At 61.1% G+C, this 17,012-nt stretch carries 16 protein-coding genes; 4 read left to right on the top strand and 12 right to left on the bottom strand.

Translation table 11 applies throughout. The annotated features are described in order from the left end of the window. Window positions 1–17: 17 nt before the first annotated feature. The 12 genes from gpmI to surE all read right to left on the bottom strand — a co-directional run bounded on the left by gpmI (window position 18) and on the right by surE (window position 12,438). Window positions 18–1,589 carry a 2,3-bisphosphoglycerate-independent phosphoglycerate mutase gene (gpmI, locus tag ACEW8N_RS16635; protein ID WP_373500972.1) on the bottom strand — a complete coding sequence of 524 codons (1,572 nt, stop codon included), beginning with the start codon at window positions 1,587–1,589 and terminating at the stop codon, window positions 18–20. Beyond that, entirely contained in the window at window positions 1,579–2,067 is a 489-nt protein-coding gene (gene rsfS, locus ACEW8N_RS16630) for a ribosome silencing factor (RefSeq protein WP_373500971.1), read from the bottom strand. Before rsfS ends, gpmI begins: the two co-directional genes overlap by 11 nt. Window positions 2,068–2,135: 68 nt before the next feature. Next, window positions 2,136–3,392, bottom strand: a complete 1,257-nt coding sequence (locus ACEW8N_RS16625; RefSeq protein ID WP_373500970.1) for a glutamate-5-semialdehyde dehydrogenase — start codon at window positions 3,390–3,392, stop codon at window positions 2,136–2,138. 91 nt (window positions 3,393–3,483) lie between these two features. Beyond that, window positions 3,484–4,623 (bottom strand): glutamate 5-kinase, encoded by a 1,140-nt coding sequence (gene proB, locus ACEW8N_RS16620; RefSeq protein WP_373500969.1) that lies wholly within the window; start codon window positions 4,621–4,623, stop codon window positions 3,484–3,486. Continuing rightward, entirely contained in the window at window positions 4,595–5,632 is a 1,038-nt protein-coding gene (gene obgE / locus ACEW8N_RS16615; RefSeq protein WP_373500968.1) for a GTPase ObgE, read from the bottom strand. Before obgE ends, proB begins: the two co-directional genes overlap by 29 nt. Then, entirely contained in the window at window positions 5,629–5,883 is a 255-nt protein-coding gene (gene rpmA / locus ACEW8N_RS16610) for a 50S ribosomal protein L27 (RefSeq protein WP_373500967.1), read from the bottom strand. Before rpmA ends, obgE begins: the two co-directional genes overlap by 4 nt. Before the next feature lie 6 nt (window positions 5,884–5,889). Further along, complete coding sequence (rplU, locus tag ACEW8N_RS16605) at window positions 5,890–6,240, bottom strand: 50S ribosomal protein L21 (RefSeq protein ID WP_373500966.1); 351 nt, start codon at window positions 6,238–6,240, stop codon at window positions 5,890–5,892. 95 nt (window positions 6,241–6,335) lie between these two features. Then, window positions 6,336–7,313, bottom strand: a complete 978-nt coding sequence (locus ACEW8N_RS16600; protein WP_373500965.1) for a hypothetical protein — start codon at window positions 7,311–7,313, stop codon at window positions 6,336–6,338. Window positions 7,314–7,506: 193 nt separating this feature from the next. After that, window positions 7,507–9,783 (bottom strand): cysteine--tRNA ligase, encoded by a 2,277-nt coding sequence (cysS, locus tag ACEW8N_RS16595; RefSeq protein ID WP_373500964.1) that lies wholly within the window; start codon window positions 9,781–9,783, stop codon window positions 7,507–7,509. A 188-nt stretch (window positions 9,784–9,971) separates the two neighbouring features. Beyond that, window positions 9,972–10,622: a dTMP kinase gene (tmk, locus tag ACEW8N_RS16590; protein ID WP_373500963.1), complete on the bottom strand. Its 651-nt coding sequence runs from the start codon at window positions 10,620–10,622 to the stop codon at window positions 9,972–9,974. 57 nt (window positions 10,623–10,679) lie between these two features. Then, window positions 10,680–11,681 carry a 3'-5' exoribonuclease YhaM family protein gene (locus ACEW8N_RS16585; RefSeq protein ID WP_373500962.1) on the bottom strand — a complete coding sequence of 334 codons (1,002 nt, stop codon included), beginning with the start codon at window positions 11,679–11,681 and terminating at the stop codon, window positions 10,680–10,682. Window position 11,682: 1 nt separating this feature from the next. Next, a complete protein-coding gene (gene surE / locus ACEW8N_RS16580) occupies window positions 11,683–12,438 on the bottom strand; it encodes a 5'/3'-nucleotidase SurE (protein ID WP_373500961.1) in 756 nt (251 codons plus the stop codon). Between the two features lie 235 nt (window positions 12,439–12,673). On the opposite strand from surE, the gene ACEW8N_RS16575 reads away from it, so the two are divergent. The 4 genes from ACEW8N_RS16575 to holB all read left to right on the top strand — a co-directional run bounded on the left by ACEW8N_RS16575 (window position 12,674) and on the right by holB (window position 17,009). Continuing rightward, the gene (locus ACEW8N_RS16575) at window positions 12,674–15,049 is read left to right on the top strand and encodes an LPS-assembly protein LptD (RefSeq protein ID WP_373500960.1); all 2,376 of its coding nucleotides are present in this window, start codon (window positions 12,674–12,676) and stop codon (window positions 15,047–15,049) included. A 15-nt stretch (window positions 15,050–15,064) separates the two neighbouring features. Continuing rightward, window positions 15,065–15,601, top strand: coding sequence for a transcription termination/antitermination protein NusG (locus ACEW8N_RS16570; protein WP_373500959.1), 537 nt, complete (start codon window positions 15,065–15,067; stop codon window positions 15,599–15,601). An 87-nt stretch (window positions 15,602–15,688) separates the two neighbouring features. Next, window positions 15,689–15,964, top strand: a complete 276-nt coding sequence (locus tag ACEW8N_RS16565) for an HU family DNA-binding protein (RefSeq protein ID WP_373500958.1) — start codon at window positions 15,689–15,691, stop codon at window positions 15,962–15,964. A gap of 4 nt (window positions 15,965–15,968) precedes the next feature. Next, window positions 15,969–17,009 (top strand): DNA polymerase III subunit delta', encoded by a 1,041-nt coding sequence (gene holB / locus ACEW8N_RS16560; RefSeq protein WP_373500957.1) that lies wholly within the window; start codon window positions 15,969–15,971, stop codon window positions 17,007–17,009. Window positions 17,010–17,012: the final 3 nt, after the last annotated feature.

Here is a 17,012-nt window from a genome sequence, read left to right as displayed (position 1 = left end):
CCGGGGCGGACGGATCCTCAGCGGATGATGGACTCCCCGGTCATCTCTTCGGGTTTGTGGATGCCCATGATCTCCAGCATTGTGGGGGCGATGTCTCCCAGCTTGCCCTCCTTGAGAAGGGCGTCTTTCCTACGGTCGTCCACCAGGATGAGACGGACCGGATTCAGGGTGTGGGCCGTATGGGGCTTCCCGTCGGGGGCGATCATTTTCTCGGCGTTTCCGTGATCCGCCGTGACAAGGACCGCGCCGTCCTGCCGCAGAACCTCCCCCACGATTTCGGCCGCGCAGCGGTCCACGGTTTCGCATGCCTTGACCGCCGCCGGGATCACGCCGGTGTGGCCCACCATGTCCATGTTGGCAAAGTTGAGGATGACCATCCCGTAGACGCCGGACCGAAGCCGGGACAGGACCTCTTCGGTCACCGCGGGGGCGCTCATCTCGGGTTTCTGGTCATAGGTCGCCACCTCGCGGGGGGAGGGGATCAGTACCCGGTCCTCACCCGGAAAAGGCGTCTCCTCGCCGCCGTTGAAGAAATAGGTGACATGGGCGTACTTTTCGGTCTCGGCGATGCGGAGCTGCCGGATGCCGCTGCGGCTCACCACCTCCCCGAGGATGTTCTTGAGGTGGTGGGGCGGAAAGGCCACAGGCAGGGAAAAGGTCTCGTCGTAGAGGGTCATGGTGGCGTAGAGGGCGATGCCGGGCCGCCGCCTTCGGCGAAAGCCGGTGAACGGCGGATCGGTGAGGGCCGTGGTGATCTCCCGGGCCCGGTCGGCCCGGAAGTTGAAAAAGATGACGGCGTCCCCGTCGGCGATGACGGCCGGGGGATCGCCGGGTGCTCCGGTCAGCGCGATGGGCTTGATGAACTCGTCCGTCTCGCCTCGTCCGTAAGCCTTGCGAACGGCGTCGATCGGGTCCGTCTCGGCCAGGCCCTCCCCTTCGGTGTACAGCCGATAGGCCGATTCGATCCGCTCCCACCGCCGGTCCCGGTCCATGGCATAGTACCTCCCGCAGATGGAGGCGATCCGCCCGTACCCGGAGGCCGTCATGTGGTCCTGGACCCGGGTGAGGTAGCCCTCCCCGCCGGTGGGGGAGGTGTCCCTTCCGTCCATGATGGCATGGACAAGGGTCTTGGGGACGCCCGCCTCCCGGGCCAGGTCCAGAAGGGCCAGGAGATGGGTCAACTGGCTGTGGACCCCGCCGTCGGAGACCAGGCCCATGAGGTGGAGGGAAGAGGCGTTTTGCTTGACGGCGTCCATGGCCTGACGGAAGATGTCGTTCCGGAAAAAGCTGCCGTCCGCAATGGATCGGTCGATGCGGAGGAGATCCTGATAGACGATTCTGCCTGCGCCGATGTTGAGGTGGCCGACCTCGGAGTTGCCCATGATGCCCCCGGGCAGCCCCACGAATTCACCGGAGCAGACGAGGCGCGTCGTGGGGTATTCGGCCGAAAGGCGGTCCAGCGTGGGGGTCCTGGCCAGGCTCACGGCGTTGCCGTCGCCCGGGCTCTCGATTCCCCAGCCGTCCAGGATCAAGAGCATGCACAACCGGCCGGCGGATTTCCGGGAGGCCTCTTTCGGGTCAGATCCCATCCTGGACCTCCATCGGTTCCGGGGCGGTGTAATCGTCCGCGTCGGCATCTTCCCCTGCATGCCTTTCGGGGGGCGATGCATCGGCCGCTTCCGCGGCGGCCATGTCGGGGGTCCGGATCCTGCGGGCATCCGCCCAGAGGCCCTCGAGGTCGTAGAAGCTGCGGACGGAATCGTAGAAGACGTGGATGATCACATGGCCGTAGTCCATGAGCACCCAGTGTCCGGTCTTGAGTCCCTCGATGCTGAGGGGGCGGATGCCCTGCTCCTTGAGGGCGGCCTGGATGTTTTCAGCGATGGCGGTCACCTGGCGGTTGGATCGCCCGCTGCAGATGAGAAAGAAATCGGCGATGGATGTCAGCTTTCCGACATCGAGAACCACCAGCCCCGCCGCCTTTTTGGCGAGGGCTGCCAGGATGTAGGGATCGAGGGACGGATTGGCGTCGGGACGGGTTGAATCTGGGGCCTTGTCATGCGTCATGTGAAAAAATGGTATCCTTTTTTAAGATAATTGTCTCCGAAAGCCTGCCGGGCATCCCGGCCGGGCTGTCAGGAGCGGATCTGGCCGTCTCCGAAGACCACGAACTTGGTGGTGGTCAGCTCGTCGATGCCCATGGGCCCGAAGGCGTGGAGCTTGGAGGTGCTGATGCCGATCTCCGCGCCGAGCCCCAACTGCCCGCCGTCGTTGAAGCGCGTCGAGGCGTTGACCAAAACGACCGATGCGTCCATTTCGCGGACAAACCGCCGGGCCCGCCGGTAGTCCGAGGTCACGATGGCCTCGGTGTGGCTGGAGCCGTATCGGGTCATGTGCGCGATGGCCGCGTCCATGTCGTCCACGACCCGGACCGCGAGGATGAGGTCGAGGTATTCTTCATACCAGTCGGCCTCCGCCGCCGGAAATGTTCCCGGAAGGATCCGGCAGGTCTCCGGGCATCCGCGAAGTTCTACGCCGGCCGCACGCAAGCGCCGGGCCATGCTCGGCAGAAATGCATCGGCCGTGGACCGGTGGACCAGAAGCGTCTCCATGGCATTGCAGACCCCGGGCCGCTGGACCTTGGCGTTGAAGGCGATCTCCTCGGCCATATCGAGATCGGCGCTCTCGTCGACGAAGACGTGGCAGACGCCTTTGTAGTGCTTCAGGACGGGGATTCTGGAATTCTGGACGACGAAGCGGATCAGTCCCTCCCCTCCCCGGGGGATGATGAGATCGATATACTCCTCCTGGGCCAGCAGGAGGGTGACCGCCTCCCGGTCCCGGACCGGAACGACCTGGACGGCTTTTTCAGGCATGTCCGTCGCATGGAGGACCTTGGTGATGATTCCGGCGAGGGCCTGGTTGGAATGGAGCGCTTCGGACCCGCCCCTCAGGATGACGGCGTTGCCGGTTTTAAAGCAGAGGCCTGCGGCGTCGATGGTCACGTTGGGCCGGGATTCGTAGATGATGCCGATGACGCCCAGCGGGATGCGCATCCGGGATACCTCGAGTCCGTTGGGCCGGGACCATGTTTTGGTGACGGCCCCGACCGGGTCTTCAAGGGCCGCGACCTCCCGCAGGCCTCGGGCCATGGACCCGATGACGGCGTCCTTCACCGTCAGGCGGTCGATCATGGCATCCGATAGCCCGATGCCGCGGGCGTATTCCAGGTCCTTCCGATTTTCCGCCTGAATGACGGCGGCATCCGCCTCGACCTGATCGGCGATTTTCAGCAGGACCTCGTTTTTCCTGGCCGACGGGCAGCGGGCCATCTTTACGGAGGCTTCCCTGGCCGCCCGGGCCATTTCCAGAATAACGGATTCGATACTCATTTTTCCCCCCTGCGCCGGTTTCCGTCGCCTTGAGCCGGCACGGGCCGCGTGAACGGGCCGTCCGGCCTCCGGAATCGGAAACCGATTGAATTCAATCGCATTCCCAGACAACGGTCAGGTTGTCCCGGTGGATCACCTCGTCGTAAGGTTTTTCACCGAGCCGATGTTTGATCTCGCTCGTCCGAAGCCCCATGATTTTCCGGATGTCCTCGGCGCTGTAATTGACGAGGCCGGTGCCCAGCACCTCCCCGGTGCCGTTGATGAACTCCACCGGCGACCCCGCGCCGAACTCTCCGATGACGTCGACGATGCCCGCGGGGAGCAGGCTTTTGCCGTTCTTGGTGATGGCCTTCACGGCGCCCTCGTCGATGCGGATCACCCCCTTGGGCCGGGAGGTGAAGCCGATCCAGCATTTCCGGTTGGTCATCTTGTGGCCCTTGGGCGCGAAAAAGGTGCCGTGGGATTCGCCTTCGAGAAGTCTCAGCAGGATGTCGGGCTTGGTCCCCTGGGCGATGACCATGGGGATGCCCGCGGTATTGACCTTGCGCGCCGCCCGGATCTTGGTCATCATGCCGCCGGTGCCCAGGGCGCCCGGGATGTCGCTCGCATACCGCTCGATGTCTTTCTTGATGGTTGAAACCATCGGAATCAGAGCGGCATCGGCGTGGGTTCGGGGATCCTTGTTGTAGAGCCCGTCGATATCGGTGAGGTTGATCAGCACGTCGGCGTTGACGAGAAGCGCGATCATGGCGGAGAGGGTGTCGTTGTCGCCGAATTTGATCTCCTCGATGGATATCGTGTCGTTCTCGTTGATGATCGGAACGATGTGCCACGACAGCAGGGTGTGGAGCGTGTTCCGGGCGTTCAGGTAGCGCTTCCGCTGGTACAGCCCGTCGCTGGTGAGGAGAAGCTGGGCCACCTTCTTGCCGTAGGTCTCGAACGCCTTCTCGTATTCCATCATCAGGGTGGCCTGGCCGACGGCGGAAACCGCCTGGCGCTTGGGGATCTCATCCGGCCGCCTGGCCAGGCCAAGCTTGCGCAGGCCCGCGGCCATGGACCCCGAAGAGACCAGGACGACCTGGATCCCCCCGTCGATCAGCCGGCAGATCTGTCGGCTGATCGACTGGACGAAGTCGATGTTCAAACCGTTGTCCTTGGTCAGCAGGTTGCTGCCGACCTTGACGACGATCCGCTTGACGGATTCAAAACAGTCTTTTCGGTTGTTGTTCATTTTCCGAATCAGATGGTTGTGTGTTCAGGCGTTCGGCAACGGTTTTCGTCAGAATATCGATTCCCTGATTTGCCGCGGCGGAGATTGTGAGTATCGGAAGATCGCCCGCCGCCATCTGGAAAAGCTCCGCGGCCACGTCTGCGCCGGGAAGATCCATCTTGTTGAGGACAACGATCTGCGGCTTTTCGGCCAGATCCGGGCTGTACGTCGCCAGCTCGCGGTTGATGGCTTCAAGGCGGGACAGGGGGGCGTCCGCGTCGACGGCCGCGGCATCGATCAGGTGGATCAGAAGGCGGGTCCGTTCGATGTGGCGAAGAAAGCGGGTTCCCAGCCCCGCTCCGGCATGGGCGCCCTCGATAAGGCCCGGGATGTCGGCCACCACGAATGGCTCGCCCCAGGGGTGCTTGACCACGCCGAGGTTGGGGGTCAGAGTGGTGAACGGATAGTCTCCCACCTTGGGCCTGGCGGACGACATGACGCTGATCAGGGTGGATTTTCCGGCATTGGGAAACCCCATGATACCGACGTCGGCCAGGAGCTTCATGTCCAGTCTGATCGTGAGGGACAGGCCGGGCTCGCCCGGCTGGGCGAACCGGGGGATGCGGTGAGTGGGGGTTTTGAAGCGGGTGTTTCCCTGCCCCCCTCTGCCGCCCCTGGCGATGATGAAGGTCTCGCCGTCCTGCGTGAAGTCTTTCAGCACCTGCCCGGTTTCCGTATCACTGACGATGGTTCCCACGGGGACCGGGATGGCAAGGTCTTCGCCGTTTCGGCCGGTCTTCTGGCTTCCCTGGCCGGCGGCGCCGTTTTGCGCCGCGAAATGCCTTTTGAAACTGAAATGATGGAGCGTGCGCTTCTGAGAGGTGGCAGCCATGATAACGTCGCCACCCTTTCCCCCGTCACCGCCGTCCGGTCCGCCTTTGGGAATGAAGCGCTCTCGTCTGAAGCTGACGCAACCTCGTCCGCCGTTTCCGGACTGGACGGTAATTGTTGCCTCGTCTATGAATTTCACTCAGGGATGATGCTCGCTTTTTTGCGGGTTTTGCCGAAGCGTTCATAGCTGACCACACCGTCGACCAGGGCAAACAGGGTATAGTCCCTGCCCATCCCGACGTTCTCTCCGGGGTGGATCCGGGTGCCCAACTGCCTGACCAGGATGTTCCCGGCCCTCACCGCCTGGCCGCCAAAGCGCTTTACACCGCGCCGCTGTCCGTTGCTGTCGCGGCCGTTTTTCGAACTGCCGCCTGCTTTTTTATGCGCCATTTTTCTTTACGCCTCACTTTCCATGGAATCTTTTTGAACCAGGTCGGCACCGCCGATGCTGTCGATTTTCACTGCCGTGAAGGATTGACGGTGGCCTTGTTTTCTGCGGTAGTGTTTTCGCTTTTTGTATTTGAAAATGATGATTTTTTTGGCCCGCCCCTGTTCGACGATATGTCCCCGGACCTGGATGTCGCCTACAACCGGCCGTCCGATGGTAACGTTTTCGCCGTCCGAGTAGAGAAGCACGTGATCAAAAGAGACCGGCGCGCCCACCTCTCCGGAAAGTTTTTCCAGGCGGAGGGTTTCGCCCGCCTGCACTTTATATTGTTTTCCGCCCGAACTCACCACAGCGTACATTTGCACAACCTCCTTTAAAATATGATGCTCTATATGGTCACTTTAAAAGCATTATATGTTACTCTCTTTATAGGAAATGTCAAGGAAAAAACGGCCTATGCCGCGCCTTCGAGAAAACCGATCAGGATGGCGCGGTCCGCCGGTCCGTCGGGGAAATCCGCGGCCGGTCCGGAGGTCATGCAGGCGTTGAGGAGCGCCGCCCGTCCGACTCCCGCCCGGCGGAGGGTCAGGGAAAGCTGTTTCGTCCCGCCGCCGGCCCGGGGAAAGGTCACGGTTTCGGGGTGCGCGGAGGGATTCTCGAGAAGCGCCGTCAGGTGGGCCGTCAGCTCGCTCTGAAAGGCCGCCGCGGCCTCTTTTTCCGGAAAGGGCATCCTCTCGATTCTGAGGACCTCCTCCGTGCCGCCGATCTTTTCCAGGGCGGCGTCGAATACGGCCCGGCTGGTGGTGATGAACAGCCGGTCGTCCGTCTCCTCCTCCCGCGCCAGGCGGGAGAAGGCTTCGAGGCGCTTTTCCGTCATGTGGCCGCCGGGCTCCTCCGCCCAAAGCGCGGGGCCGCCGCCCAGCCCGATAACAGGCGCTTCCGGGTCGCCTTTCAGGTCTTGTATCAATTTCTGTTCCATCTCCCGGTAGGCCGCCAGGCCGTTCTGAAAATCCCCCTGCCGGCGGTCGAATTCCTGTGCGAGGGCCAGGAAGACCCGCGCATCGAACAAAGGGTCCGCCGGCGGCGACCCGTCAGTGCCTGCGGCCCGCTGCCGGATGTCCGTACTGAGACGGTGGGCGGCGGCATCGTCAAAAAACGGCACCCGGTCGCCCTGGGTCGTGAAGAACTTCAGGTCTCTTCCCTCGTGGAGTTTCGCCCACGCCTGATATTCGTTCAGGAGGTTCATCAGTCTGCCGGTGTCGGTGTCCACCGGGACGCGTATCTCGAAGCGTCCCGCTTCGGCCATGTCCTTCAGGGCCGGGGAGACGGTTTCTGAGAGCGGCTGATAGACGGCCGTCCGGCGGAAGCAGGCGCCGAACAGCGCTGACGCGGAAGGGGATACGTAAGTGAAGGGAAAATAGACGGGCTCCATGTGTCCTCCTTGGCGAGGGTGTTTTCAAAAGTGGTTGCAAATCTTGATGGTCTTGTAAAAACTCGACTTTCAGACGGTTTCGTAAAAAGTTCGAGATCAATGCCCGCGAATCCCGAGGAATGAGGCGTACTGGCAGTACGCCTCTGTGACGAGGGATACGCATAACGCAGATATCGGACTTTTTCCGTAACCGTCAAATCTTCGGGTCTCGGACCATCACCCCCAGGGACTGGAGTTCATCCCGGAGCCTGTCGGCGAGCGGCCAGTTCCGCTCCCGCCTTGCCGTGTCCCTTTCCTGGATCAGGCGCGTGATGTCCGGGGCATTGGCATCCTCTCCAAAATCGAAAATGTTGAGCACCGAGTTGATGCCGTGAAACGCATCCAGCAGCTTCCGGGCGCCTTCCGGATCGATCAGTCCCGCCAGCACCCGTTTGTTGATGGTCTTGACGGAGCGGAAGAGGGCGGCGATGGCCGCCGATATGTTCATGTCCTCGTCCATGGCCTGGATGAACCCCTGCTTGATATCGTACAGCATCTGGTCCAGTTCGGGGTAGGGTGCCCCGGTCGTGACGTTCCGCAGATTTTCCATGCAGGCGTTCAGGCGCCCCAGAGACCGCTTGGCGGCGTCCAGGCGTTCGGTGGAGAACCGGACCGGCTTCCGGTATTGGGTCGACAGGAGCCAGTATCGGATGTCTCGGCCCGAATAGCCCACGTCGATGAGGTCTTCCAGGTTGAGGATCGGCAGGCTTTCATCCATTTTCTTGCCGTCCATCAGGACCCGGTCGCAGTGGAGCCAGTATTTGGCGAGGGGTTTGCCGGTGAGGGCCTGGGCGATGGCGATCTCGTTCTCGTGATGGGGAAAGACCAGGGTGCGGCTGCTGGTATGGATGTCGAAGCTCTCCCCCAGGTATTTCATGGACATGGCGGTGCACTGGATGTGCCACGAAGGCCGCACGTTGCCCCACTCGGAGGGCGTGTAGATGCCCCGCTTGAGCTCCGAGAGCTTGCACCGCTTGAACAGGGTGAAATCCCTGGGGTTGTCCTTTTCATATTCATCGAGGTCCACCGTCGCCCCCAGGCGGATCTTGTCGAGGTCGATGCCCGACAGCCGGCCGTATTCTTTGAACTTGGAGATGTTGAAATAGAGGGACCGCAGCTTTTCGTATGCAAACCCCTTGAGGTAGAGCTTTTCGGCCAGGGCGACCATATCGTGGACGTGTTCGCTGGCCCGGGGGTATTTATCGGCGGGCGCGATGCCCAGGATGCCCAGGTCCCTGTGGAAGGCGTCGATGTACTGCTGGGTGAAGGCCGAAAGTTCCATGCCGGCTTTGGCGGAGCCGTTGATGGTCTTGTCGTCCAGGTCGGTGATGTTCATCACATGCGTAACGTCATATCCGCGGTACGTGAGATAGCGGCAGAGCAGGTCGGCGAAGATGAACCTTCGCCACTCGTCGGGATGCAGCCGGGCGTGGGCGGTCGGCCCGCAGGAATAGACGGAGACCTTTCCGGGCAGCGCGGGCTCCATGGGCTCCTTCCGGCGGCTCATGGTGTTGAAGACCTTCATGACGACCTTGTCCGCGACGGTGAACAGGGGCGTGCTCAGATAGCGTTCGCCGCTGTCGGGGAAGATCGCCACGATGGTACCCGACGTCATGGACTGAGCCTCTCTGGCGGCAATGGCCATGGCCGCGCCGCTGCTCATCCCCACGAAGAGGCCTTCCTCCCTGGCCAGCCGCCGGGTCATCTCGAAGGCTTCCTCGTCGTCGATGTTGATCTTTTTGTCGAGCCGCTCCTTTTCGAAGATGCCGGGCTCATAGGCCTCTTTCATGTTCTTGAGCCCTTGGATCTTGTGGCCCAGATAAGGCTCGACCCCCACGATCCGGATCTCCGGATTGAACTCCTTGAGCCGCCGCGAAAGTCCCATGAGGGTGCCGGTGGTGCCTACGGTGGCGACCACGGTGGTGACGCTCCCGCCGGTCTGCTCCCAGATCTCGACGGCGGTCCCGTAATAGTGGGACTTCCAGTTGGCCTCGGTGTTGTACTGGTCGGCCATGAAATAGGTGTCCGGATGCTCCCGCACCAGGCGGTAGACCTCCTCGATGGCGCCGTCCGTCCCCATGTGTCCCGGGGTGAGCAGGATCTCGGCGCCCCGGGCCTTCAGGATTTTCCGGCGCTCCAGGCTCGCGGATTCCGACATGGCCAGAAGCAGCTTGTAGCCCTTGATGGCGCAGACCATGGCCAGACCGATGCCCGTGTTGCCGCTGGTGGCCTCGATCACGGTCTTTTCCGGGGTCAGCTCGCCCGATTTTTCCCCCGCCTCGATCATGTAGAGGGCCGGACGGTCTTTGATGGACCCCCCGGGGTTCAGGTATTCCAGCTTGACCAGAATCCGGACCTTCGGATTGGGATTCAGCCGGCGAATTTCAACCAGGGGGGTATTGCCGATGGCATCTATCAGTGAATAGCTCATTATATCGTCCGTTTTCCCTATTGTGTTGCGGCAGAGACAGCGTCCGCGCCCGAAGTTCCAGGCGTGAAGGCCGCAAGCCAGACGCAACTGGAAAATATACCATCTTTTCCCGGAAATTAAAACCCAACTTTTTTTGCGGCCAGGCCGGGTCCTCCCCGGTGCGGCATGGCCCTTGCTCCGGGAGGATGTCAGGGGCGGGGGGGATAGCTTTCGAGAAAATCGGATAAAACCTTCTGGATGGTTTCGCGGACGGCGTCAGGGGTGCCTGCGGCATCGACGATGCGAAAGCGTCCGGGAAACCGCCGCGCCAGGTCCAGGTATCCCGCCCGAACCCGCTCGTGAAACCGGAGGGCCTCTGATTCGAAGCGGGTTTCGGCCGCTGTGCGCTCCCCGGCGTCGATCTGGCGCCAGGCCCGGCCCAGGCCGATCTCGGGCGGCAGGTCCAAAAGAAGGGTCAGGTCCGGGGTGAAGTCGTCCAGCACGAGTTTATGGAGCCGTGTCAGTAGATCGGTGCCGAGGCCCCGGGCATACCCCTGATAGGCGAGGGTCGCATCGAAATACCGGTCGCAGAGCACGGTTTTCCCGCTGCCGACGGCCGGCCGGACGACACGGCCGAGATGGTCGGCCCGGTCGGCCATGTAGAGCAGAAGCTCGGCCCGGGGATCGATGTTCCGGTGAGCGGGGTCGAGGAGGATGGCCCGGATCCTGCGTCCGACGTCGGTGGCCCCGGGCTCCCGCGTCAGGACGACCGGGCGGTTCGTGGCCGAGAGAAACTCGGCCGCAAAACGGATCTGGGTCGTCTTCCCGGACCCCTCTATGCCTTCAAAGGTGATGAACATGGCGTCCTTCGGTTGGGTTATGGATGAACAGGGCGTGCTTCGGTGGGTTATCCTCGGTCATTCCCCGCCGTTTTCCCCCGGCGCATCCTCTCCGGCCGGGGCGTTTCCTTCCTTCCCGCTCCTGAAGAGCTGCCGTCGCAGCATGGGGTTGTATGCGGTCCAGCTCTCCCGGGGATCCTCCTTGGCGATGAACCCCCGAAGGCCGTTCATCTTGGCGTCGATGTCGTCGATATGGTTGAGCAGAACCGCCTCGAGAGTCCTGGGCGGCTCCGGAGATCCGAATTCCCGGCTGCCGTGATGGCTCACGATCATGTGCTTGAGGAGCAGGGCCTTTTCCTTCGGGAATCCGGGAACCTGGCGGAGCTTCTCATCGAGCATGCCGCACCCGATGACGATGTGGGTCAGGAGCTTTCCTTCGTCGGAATAGTCGATGAGGGTGTCATATTTGAATTCCCGGATCTTGCCGATGTCGTGGAGGATGGTCCCGGCCAGGAGGATATCCGTGTCGATGCCGCTGTAGTGGGCCGCGATGTCGCCGATCAGGACCGTCATGGAGAGGGTGTGCTCCAGGAGGCCCCCCAGGTATGCGTGGTGCATTTTTTTGCCGGCGGGAGCGCGCTTGAAGCGGTCGACGAAGTCCTCATCGGACCAGAAGGCCGCAAAGAGCGCCAGGAGGTCCGGGTCCTGGATCCCTTCGGCCGCGGTTTGGCGAAGGCGCTCCATCATGCGCTCCGGATTTCTCCGGGTGGCCGGCAGAAAATCGTCCCGTCGCACAGAGCCCCGGTCGACGGGAGAAAGCTCGCGGACCGTGAGCTGGAGGCCCCCCCGGTAGTCGGAGACGCCCCCCCTGACGCGCACGAAGTCGCCGACCGCGCCGGCCGCGGCCGCGGCGGAGACATTGTCCCACGCAACCCCCTTGATGTCTCCGGTTTTGTCCGAAAAGGTGATGCTGAGATAGTTCTCTCCGTTTTTCTTCTGGGCGAGGGCCTTTTCGGAGATCACGAACACATCATCCACCTGGGCGCCGGCGGCGAGCTCCGCCGCGAACTGCTGCTTCATCTCACACATCCCAGGCTTTCATCTGCGCCAGCATGCGGTAGTCCGTGATGTCGCACTGGAGGGGGGTGATGGTGATGTAGTCGTGGCACAGGGCATCCCCGTCCACGGAAAGATCCTCGCCGAATATCCGGGCGTCGCTTCCCAGCCAGTGGTAGGCGCGGTTCCTCGGGTCGATGCGTTTTTCGTAGTACTCCTTGGAGAGCCGGTCGATCCCCTGCCGGGTGATTTTGACGCCGCGGACCTTTTTCATGGGGATATTGGGCAGGTTGACATTGAGGATCGTGCCGAAGGGAGGGGGGGTCTCCACGATGCGGCGGGCTAGTCGCTCCGTGAAGGCGGCCGCGTCCCCGTAGTCCTCGATGTCATACCCGTTGATCGAGACGGCGATCGCCGGAAGGCCGAAGAGGGCGGCCTCCCTCGCGGCGGCCACGGTTCCCGAATAGTTGATGCTGATCCCCACGTTGGCCCCCGGGTTGATGCCGGCCACGACGACATCCGGCTTCTCTTTCAGGAGCAGGGTCATGCCCAGCTTGATGCAGTCCGCGGGTTTCCCGTCGACGCCGTATCCTTCCCAGCCGCCGTTCACCGTGATCCGGGCGGTCCTCAAGGGGGTGTGGAGGGTGATGCCGTGAGAGACGGCGCTGCGCTCCCGGTCCGGGGCCACCACCTGGACCGAATGTTCCTCGCGGAACCGCCGGTAAAGCGCCCACAATCCCGGGGCATGGATGCCGTCGTCGTTGGTCAGGAATACCTTCATGGCCTGTTTTCTTTGTCCCGGATGCCTTGCATGGTCTTGACAAGATCTGTTATTCTTGATTTTATACGTGACGGTTCCGCAGAAAGTCCGATATTTGCGTTACGCGGTTCCCCCGCCACTGCGGCGACCTGTAACTCATCATTATTCCATGGGATTTCAAGGAATTGATCTCGAACTCCGAACGAAGCCGGCGGTAATGCGACTGTTCAAAAATTTATCATACTTGATGTGGCGGTTGGCTTCAACCGATTATTCCCGGCGGTCTAATGATTTTTTTTACCCAAAAGGGATATCCGCCCGGCTTGGAGGCATCCTGATCATCGCGGTCCTGCTGGCGCAGGCGGGCATTGCCGGCGGCGGGCCCCTCCCGGAGATTCTCCGTACGGACCCGGAAAAACCGTGGGAGATCAAGGCGGATACGGTCGAGTATGACGCCGTCCGCAAGGTTTACGTGGCGCGAGACGGGGTCGTTATCAGCAAGGGGATCAAGCGGCTTTCGGCCGATCATGTGACCTTCGACCACAAGAACATGACGGCTTCCGCAGAGGGGAACGTGATGATGACGACCGGTGAGGACGTCCTCACGGGGGATCGGATCGATATCGACCTGGAAAAGGAGACCGGCACCATCCACCAGGGAAAGGTGTTTGCCAAGGAGAAGAATTTCCACATCCGGGGGGAGCGGGTCGAAAAGGTCGGAAAAAACGAGTATCAGGTGTACAAGGCCAGCGTCACGACCTGTGACGGCGAGACCCCGGCCTGGCGGATCACCGCCAGGAACCTCGACATCACCCTCGAGGGGTACGGCAAGGTCAAAAACGGGACCTTCTGGGTCAAGAACGTGCCCATCGCATTCAGCCCGTATTTTATCTTCCCGGTCAAAAAAAACCGTCAGACCGGCCTGCTTTTCCCGGAATTCGGCAACTCGGACCGAAAAGGGCTTTCCTATAACCAGCCGCTGTTCTGGGCCATCGACGACAGCCAGGACGCCACCTTCTACAATTATTTCATGTCCGAGCGGGGCGACAAGGTCGGCGCGGAATACCGGTATGTTCTGGATGAGCGCTCCAAGGGGACGGTCATGCTCGATTACCTTGACGACCGTAAGATCGACGACGGCACCGGAACGAGCAGCGCCGACTGGGGATATGAAGGAGACGCCTACCTTCGCCCGAATCACGACCGGTACTGGTTCCGGGCCAAGGTCAACCAGGCCCTGCCCCTCGACTTCTCCTCCCGCCTCGATCTGGACATCGTGAGCGACCAGGATTACCTCTACGAATTTCAGGACGGTCATTCCGGGTTCGATGCGACCCGGAAATACTTCAACCAGCATTTCGGAAGGGAGGTCGACGACTACACCGATCCCATCCGGACCAACAGCCTGAATCTCAATAAAATCTGGAGCGCCTACAGCTTCAACGCCGAGGCCCTCTGGTACGACAACGTCGTCAAACGGCGATGGGAGGAGACGGACACGACCCTCCAGCGGCTGCCCCTCGTCTCCTTCAATTCCGTCAACCAGAAAATCATGACCTCGCCCGTCTACTGGAGCATGGAATCCAATTACGCCCATTTTTTCCGGCAGGAGGGCGACAGGGGGCACCGCATGGACATCTGGCCGCGGTTCTCCATGCCTTACCGGCTCAAGGACTACCTCTTTCTCGAACCCTCCGTCGGGCTCCGGGAAACGATCTGGAATGTCAACGGGGAAGACACGGAATTGGGGGGACTTTTCGCATCGTCCGATCAGAACCTCCATCGGGAAATGTTCGATGCGCGGCTGGACCTCGCCACCCGCCTGAGCAGGATCTATGCTTTTTCGCCAGATGAAAAAGGGATTCTGTCCCGACTCAACATGCGCCCTGAAAAAATCAAGCACAACCTCCGCCCCGAGATCGTCTATGAATTCGTTCCCGACAGAAATCAAGACGAATACCCCTTTTTCGACCCGGCCGACCGGGTCTTCCGCAAGAACCGGGTCACCTTTTCCCTGGTCAATTCCTGGGTCTCCAAGTCGAAACGGGTAAAGCCTGAAGCCGACCCGGCGTCTGGAGGCGTCGACATCCATCCCGTCGTGGATTATACCTTCCGACAATTCTGCCGGTTCGAGGTTTCCCAGAGCTATGACGCCGACACCTATGACGCGGACGATCTGATCTACGAATACGACCTGGTGGACCGTACGACCCCCGAACCCGGGGAGCATCTCTCGCCCTTCTATGCCAGGCTGGATGTCGAACCGGCGGATTTTTACACCGTCAGTGCCGACATGGAATGGTCGCACCTGGAGGATGCCTTCCTGTCCGGAAATATCGGGCTGACGCTGAGGGACAAGCGGGGCGACCTCCTCTATACGGAATACCGGTCCACGCGGGATTCCAGCGAATCCCTCTATGCCGGCCTTCAGGCCCGGCTCACCTCCTGGCTGTCGACCTATGCCGAATACGAACAGAACATCCGGGACAGCGAAAACATCAAGACAGGGGTGGGATTCATCTATACCCATCCATGCTGGTCCATGAACATGCGCTTTCTGCAAGACCGCGAAGACCAGTCCTTCGGCGTCATGGTCGATCTGGCGGGGCTGGGGGGGGCGGGCGTCAACTGACATGAATGGAGGTCTATGGAGTTAAAAATAGATCCGCTCAAACCGGCCTGGTATGTCCTTCATGTCAAAAGCCGGTTTGAAAACGTGGTGAACGATGGGTTGATGAACAAATCCTTTGAGGCCTTTCTTCCGAAGATCCGGGTCAAGAGCCGGCGCCGGGACCGCCACAAGATGATCGACGTGCCGCTCTTCCCCGGCTATCTGTTTGTCCGGACGAGCCTCGAGCCCAGCCTCCACCTGGAGGTCGTCAAGGTTGTCGGGGCGGTCCGGCTGATCGGAAATCGGACCGGCCCGCCGGTGCCCGTGGCGGACGAGGTCATCTCCTCCCTCAGGGTCATGGTGTCGGCGGACGGCGCCGTCACCACCGGCGCCCGTCTGAAGCGGGGGGATCGGGTGATGGTCACGGCGGGGCCTTTCGCGGGTATCATCGGCGTTTTTTCCCGGTACCGGGGAAAAAGCCGGGTGGTCGTGAATATCGACATCCTGGGCCAGTTCGCGGCGGTTGAGGTGGGTGAGGACGATGTGGAAACACTTCCTAAAATACTTTCATAACCGCTTGACTTCTTATCAAATATCATTTAAGAAAGAGGCTCTCACGCGGGGTTCGGGCTTTTATGAAAATCAAGGAGCAGGAAGCATATGAATAAACTGGAATTGATTTCCACTTTGAAAAACGAAGCAAACATATCGAAAGCGGAGGCGGCCAAGATTGTCGAAATCTTTTTCGACAGCATGGCCGAAGCCCTGGCGCAGGGGGAGCGCGTTGAAATCCGGGGGTTGTGCAGCTTTTATGTCAAAAACTACAAGAGCTACACCGGCAGAAACCCGAAAACGGGCGACAAGGTGGTCATCAATCCCAAGAGGCTCCCTTTTTTCAAGTGCGGAAAAGAGCTGAAGGAACGCGTGGACTACTAAGGCATTGTCTGTACTTGATCAGCAGGTTTTTCAAGAGCAGAAGGCGGTCGAAATTCTGTCCGTGCTTCTTCGGAAGGGAAAGGTGCCCCACGCCCTGCTCTTTACGGGGATAGAGGGCATCGGCAAGCGGACTCTGGCCCTGATGTTTGCCATGGCGTTAAATTGCAGGCGCTTCGCTGACCGCCCGGACCTTCTCCAGGCCGGCCTATGGATGGGCGCCGTCGCCGGCTGCGACTGCAAATCCTGTCGAAAAATCCGCTCGGGAAGCCACCCGGACATTCACCGGGTTGCCGCTGCGGGTGCGGTGATCAAGATCGATCAGGTCCGCGAACTCTGCCATACAATTTCAATGAAGCCTTTCGAGGCCGCGGTGCGGGTCGTCATCATCGAAGGCGCCCAGGCCATGAATCCCGAATCGTCCAATGCGCTCCTCAAGGTATTGGAGGAGCCTCCGGACCGGACGGTGTTTGTCCTGACGGCCGTGGAGCCCCGCGATTTGGCACAGACCATCGTGTCTCGCTGCCAGAAGGTCGGCTTTCATCCCGTTTCGCGCGGGCGGCTGGCTGCGGCGTGGCGGAAAAAATACGATATCCCCCCGGGCGAGGCCGATATTCTTGCCGCCATGGCCGAGGGCGGTCCGTGCCGGATCGACATGGCGCTCCCGGCGGATCGTAGCGCCTGGATCAAGCGCCGGAGCTGGATTATCGGGCGTCTTTCGGAGATCATGACCCGAAAGGGGCAGGATCTTTCCGTGAACGGGCTGCTGGCCGTGGCCGAGCGGCTCGCCCGGAAGAAGGCCGCGGCGGAGGGATCCCTGGACGTGATCCGGTCCTGGCTGCGGGATCTGATTGTCTGCAGGCATTGCCCGGAAAAAATTTTCAACCAGGACGCGTTGAGCGACATTCAACGAATTTCCTTAAATTATACAGAAATATCGCTGCTTTCCAAGATTGAAGCGGTTGACGCCGCCCAAAGGGATCTACGGTCCAACGCCAATGTCCGGCTGACTTTGGAAGTTATGGTCTTGCAGCTGGCAAAAAAATAAACT

Origin of the sequence: Desulfococcus sp., assembly GCF_041737845.1 — a bacterium.
Lineage (GTDB): Bacteria > Desulfobacterota > Desulfobacteria > Desulfobacterales > Desulfococcaceae > Desulfococcus.
The sequence above is the reverse complement of the archived record's forward strand: the minus strand, read 5'-3'. Positions and strand labels throughout refer to the sequence as shown.

What these genes read in the sequence shown, in the direction of transcription:
- gpmI (WP_373500972.1), bottom strand. Translation starts at nt 1,589, where the DNA reads ATGGGATCTGACCCGAAAGAGGCCTCCCGGAAATCCGCCGGCCGGTTG.
- rsfS (WP_373500971.1), bottom strand. Translation starts at nt 2,067, where the DNA reads ATGACGCATGACAAGGCCCCAGATTCAACCCGTCCCGACGCCAATCCG.
- ACEW8N_RS16625 (WP_373500970.1), bottom strand. Translation starts at nt 3,392, where the DNA reads ATGAGTATCGAATCCGTTATTCTGGAAATGGCCCGGGCGGCCAGGGAA.
- proB (WP_373500969.1), bottom strand. Translation starts at nt 4,623, where the DNA reads ATGAACAACAACCGAAAAGACTGTTTTGAATCCGTCAAGCGGATCGTC.
- rpmA (WP_373500967.1), bottom strand. Translation starts at nt 5,883, where the DNA reads ATGGCGCATAAAAAAGCAGGCGGCAGTTCGAAAAACGGCCGCGACAGC.
- rplU (WP_373500966.1), bottom strand. Translation starts at nt 6,240, where the DNA reads ATGTACGCTGTGGTGAGTTCGGGCGGAAAACAATATAAAGTGCAGGCG.
- ACEW8N_RS16600 (WP_373500965.1), bottom strand. Translation starts at nt 7,313, where the DNA reads ATGGAGCCCGTCTATTTTCCCTTCACTTACGTATCCCCTTCCGCGTCA.
- cysS (WP_373500964.1), bottom strand. Translation starts at nt 9,783, where the DNA reads ATGAGCTATTCACTGATAGATGCCATCGGCAATACCCCCCTGGTTGAA.
- tmk (WP_373500963.1), bottom strand. Translation starts at nt 10,622, where the DNA reads ATGTTCATCACCTTTGAAGGCATAGAGGGGTCCGGGAAGACGACCCAG.
- ACEW8N_RS16585 (WP_373500962.1), bottom strand. Translation starts at nt 11,681, where the DNA reads ATGAAGCAGCAGTTCGCGGCGGAGCTCGCCGCCGGCGCCCAGGTGGAT.
- surE (WP_373500961.1), bottom strand. Translation starts at nt 12,438, where the DNA reads ATGAAGGTATTCCTGACCAACGACGACGGCATCCATGCCCCGGGATTG.
- ACEW8N_RS16570 (WP_373500959.1), top strand. Translation starts at nt 15,065, where the DNA reads ATGGAGTTAAAAATAGATCCGCTCAAACCGGCCTGGTATGTCCTTCAT.
- ACEW8N_RS16565 (WP_373500958.1), top strand. Translation starts at nt 15,689, where the DNA reads ATGAATAAACTGGAATTGATTTCCACTTTGAAAAACGAAGCAAACATA.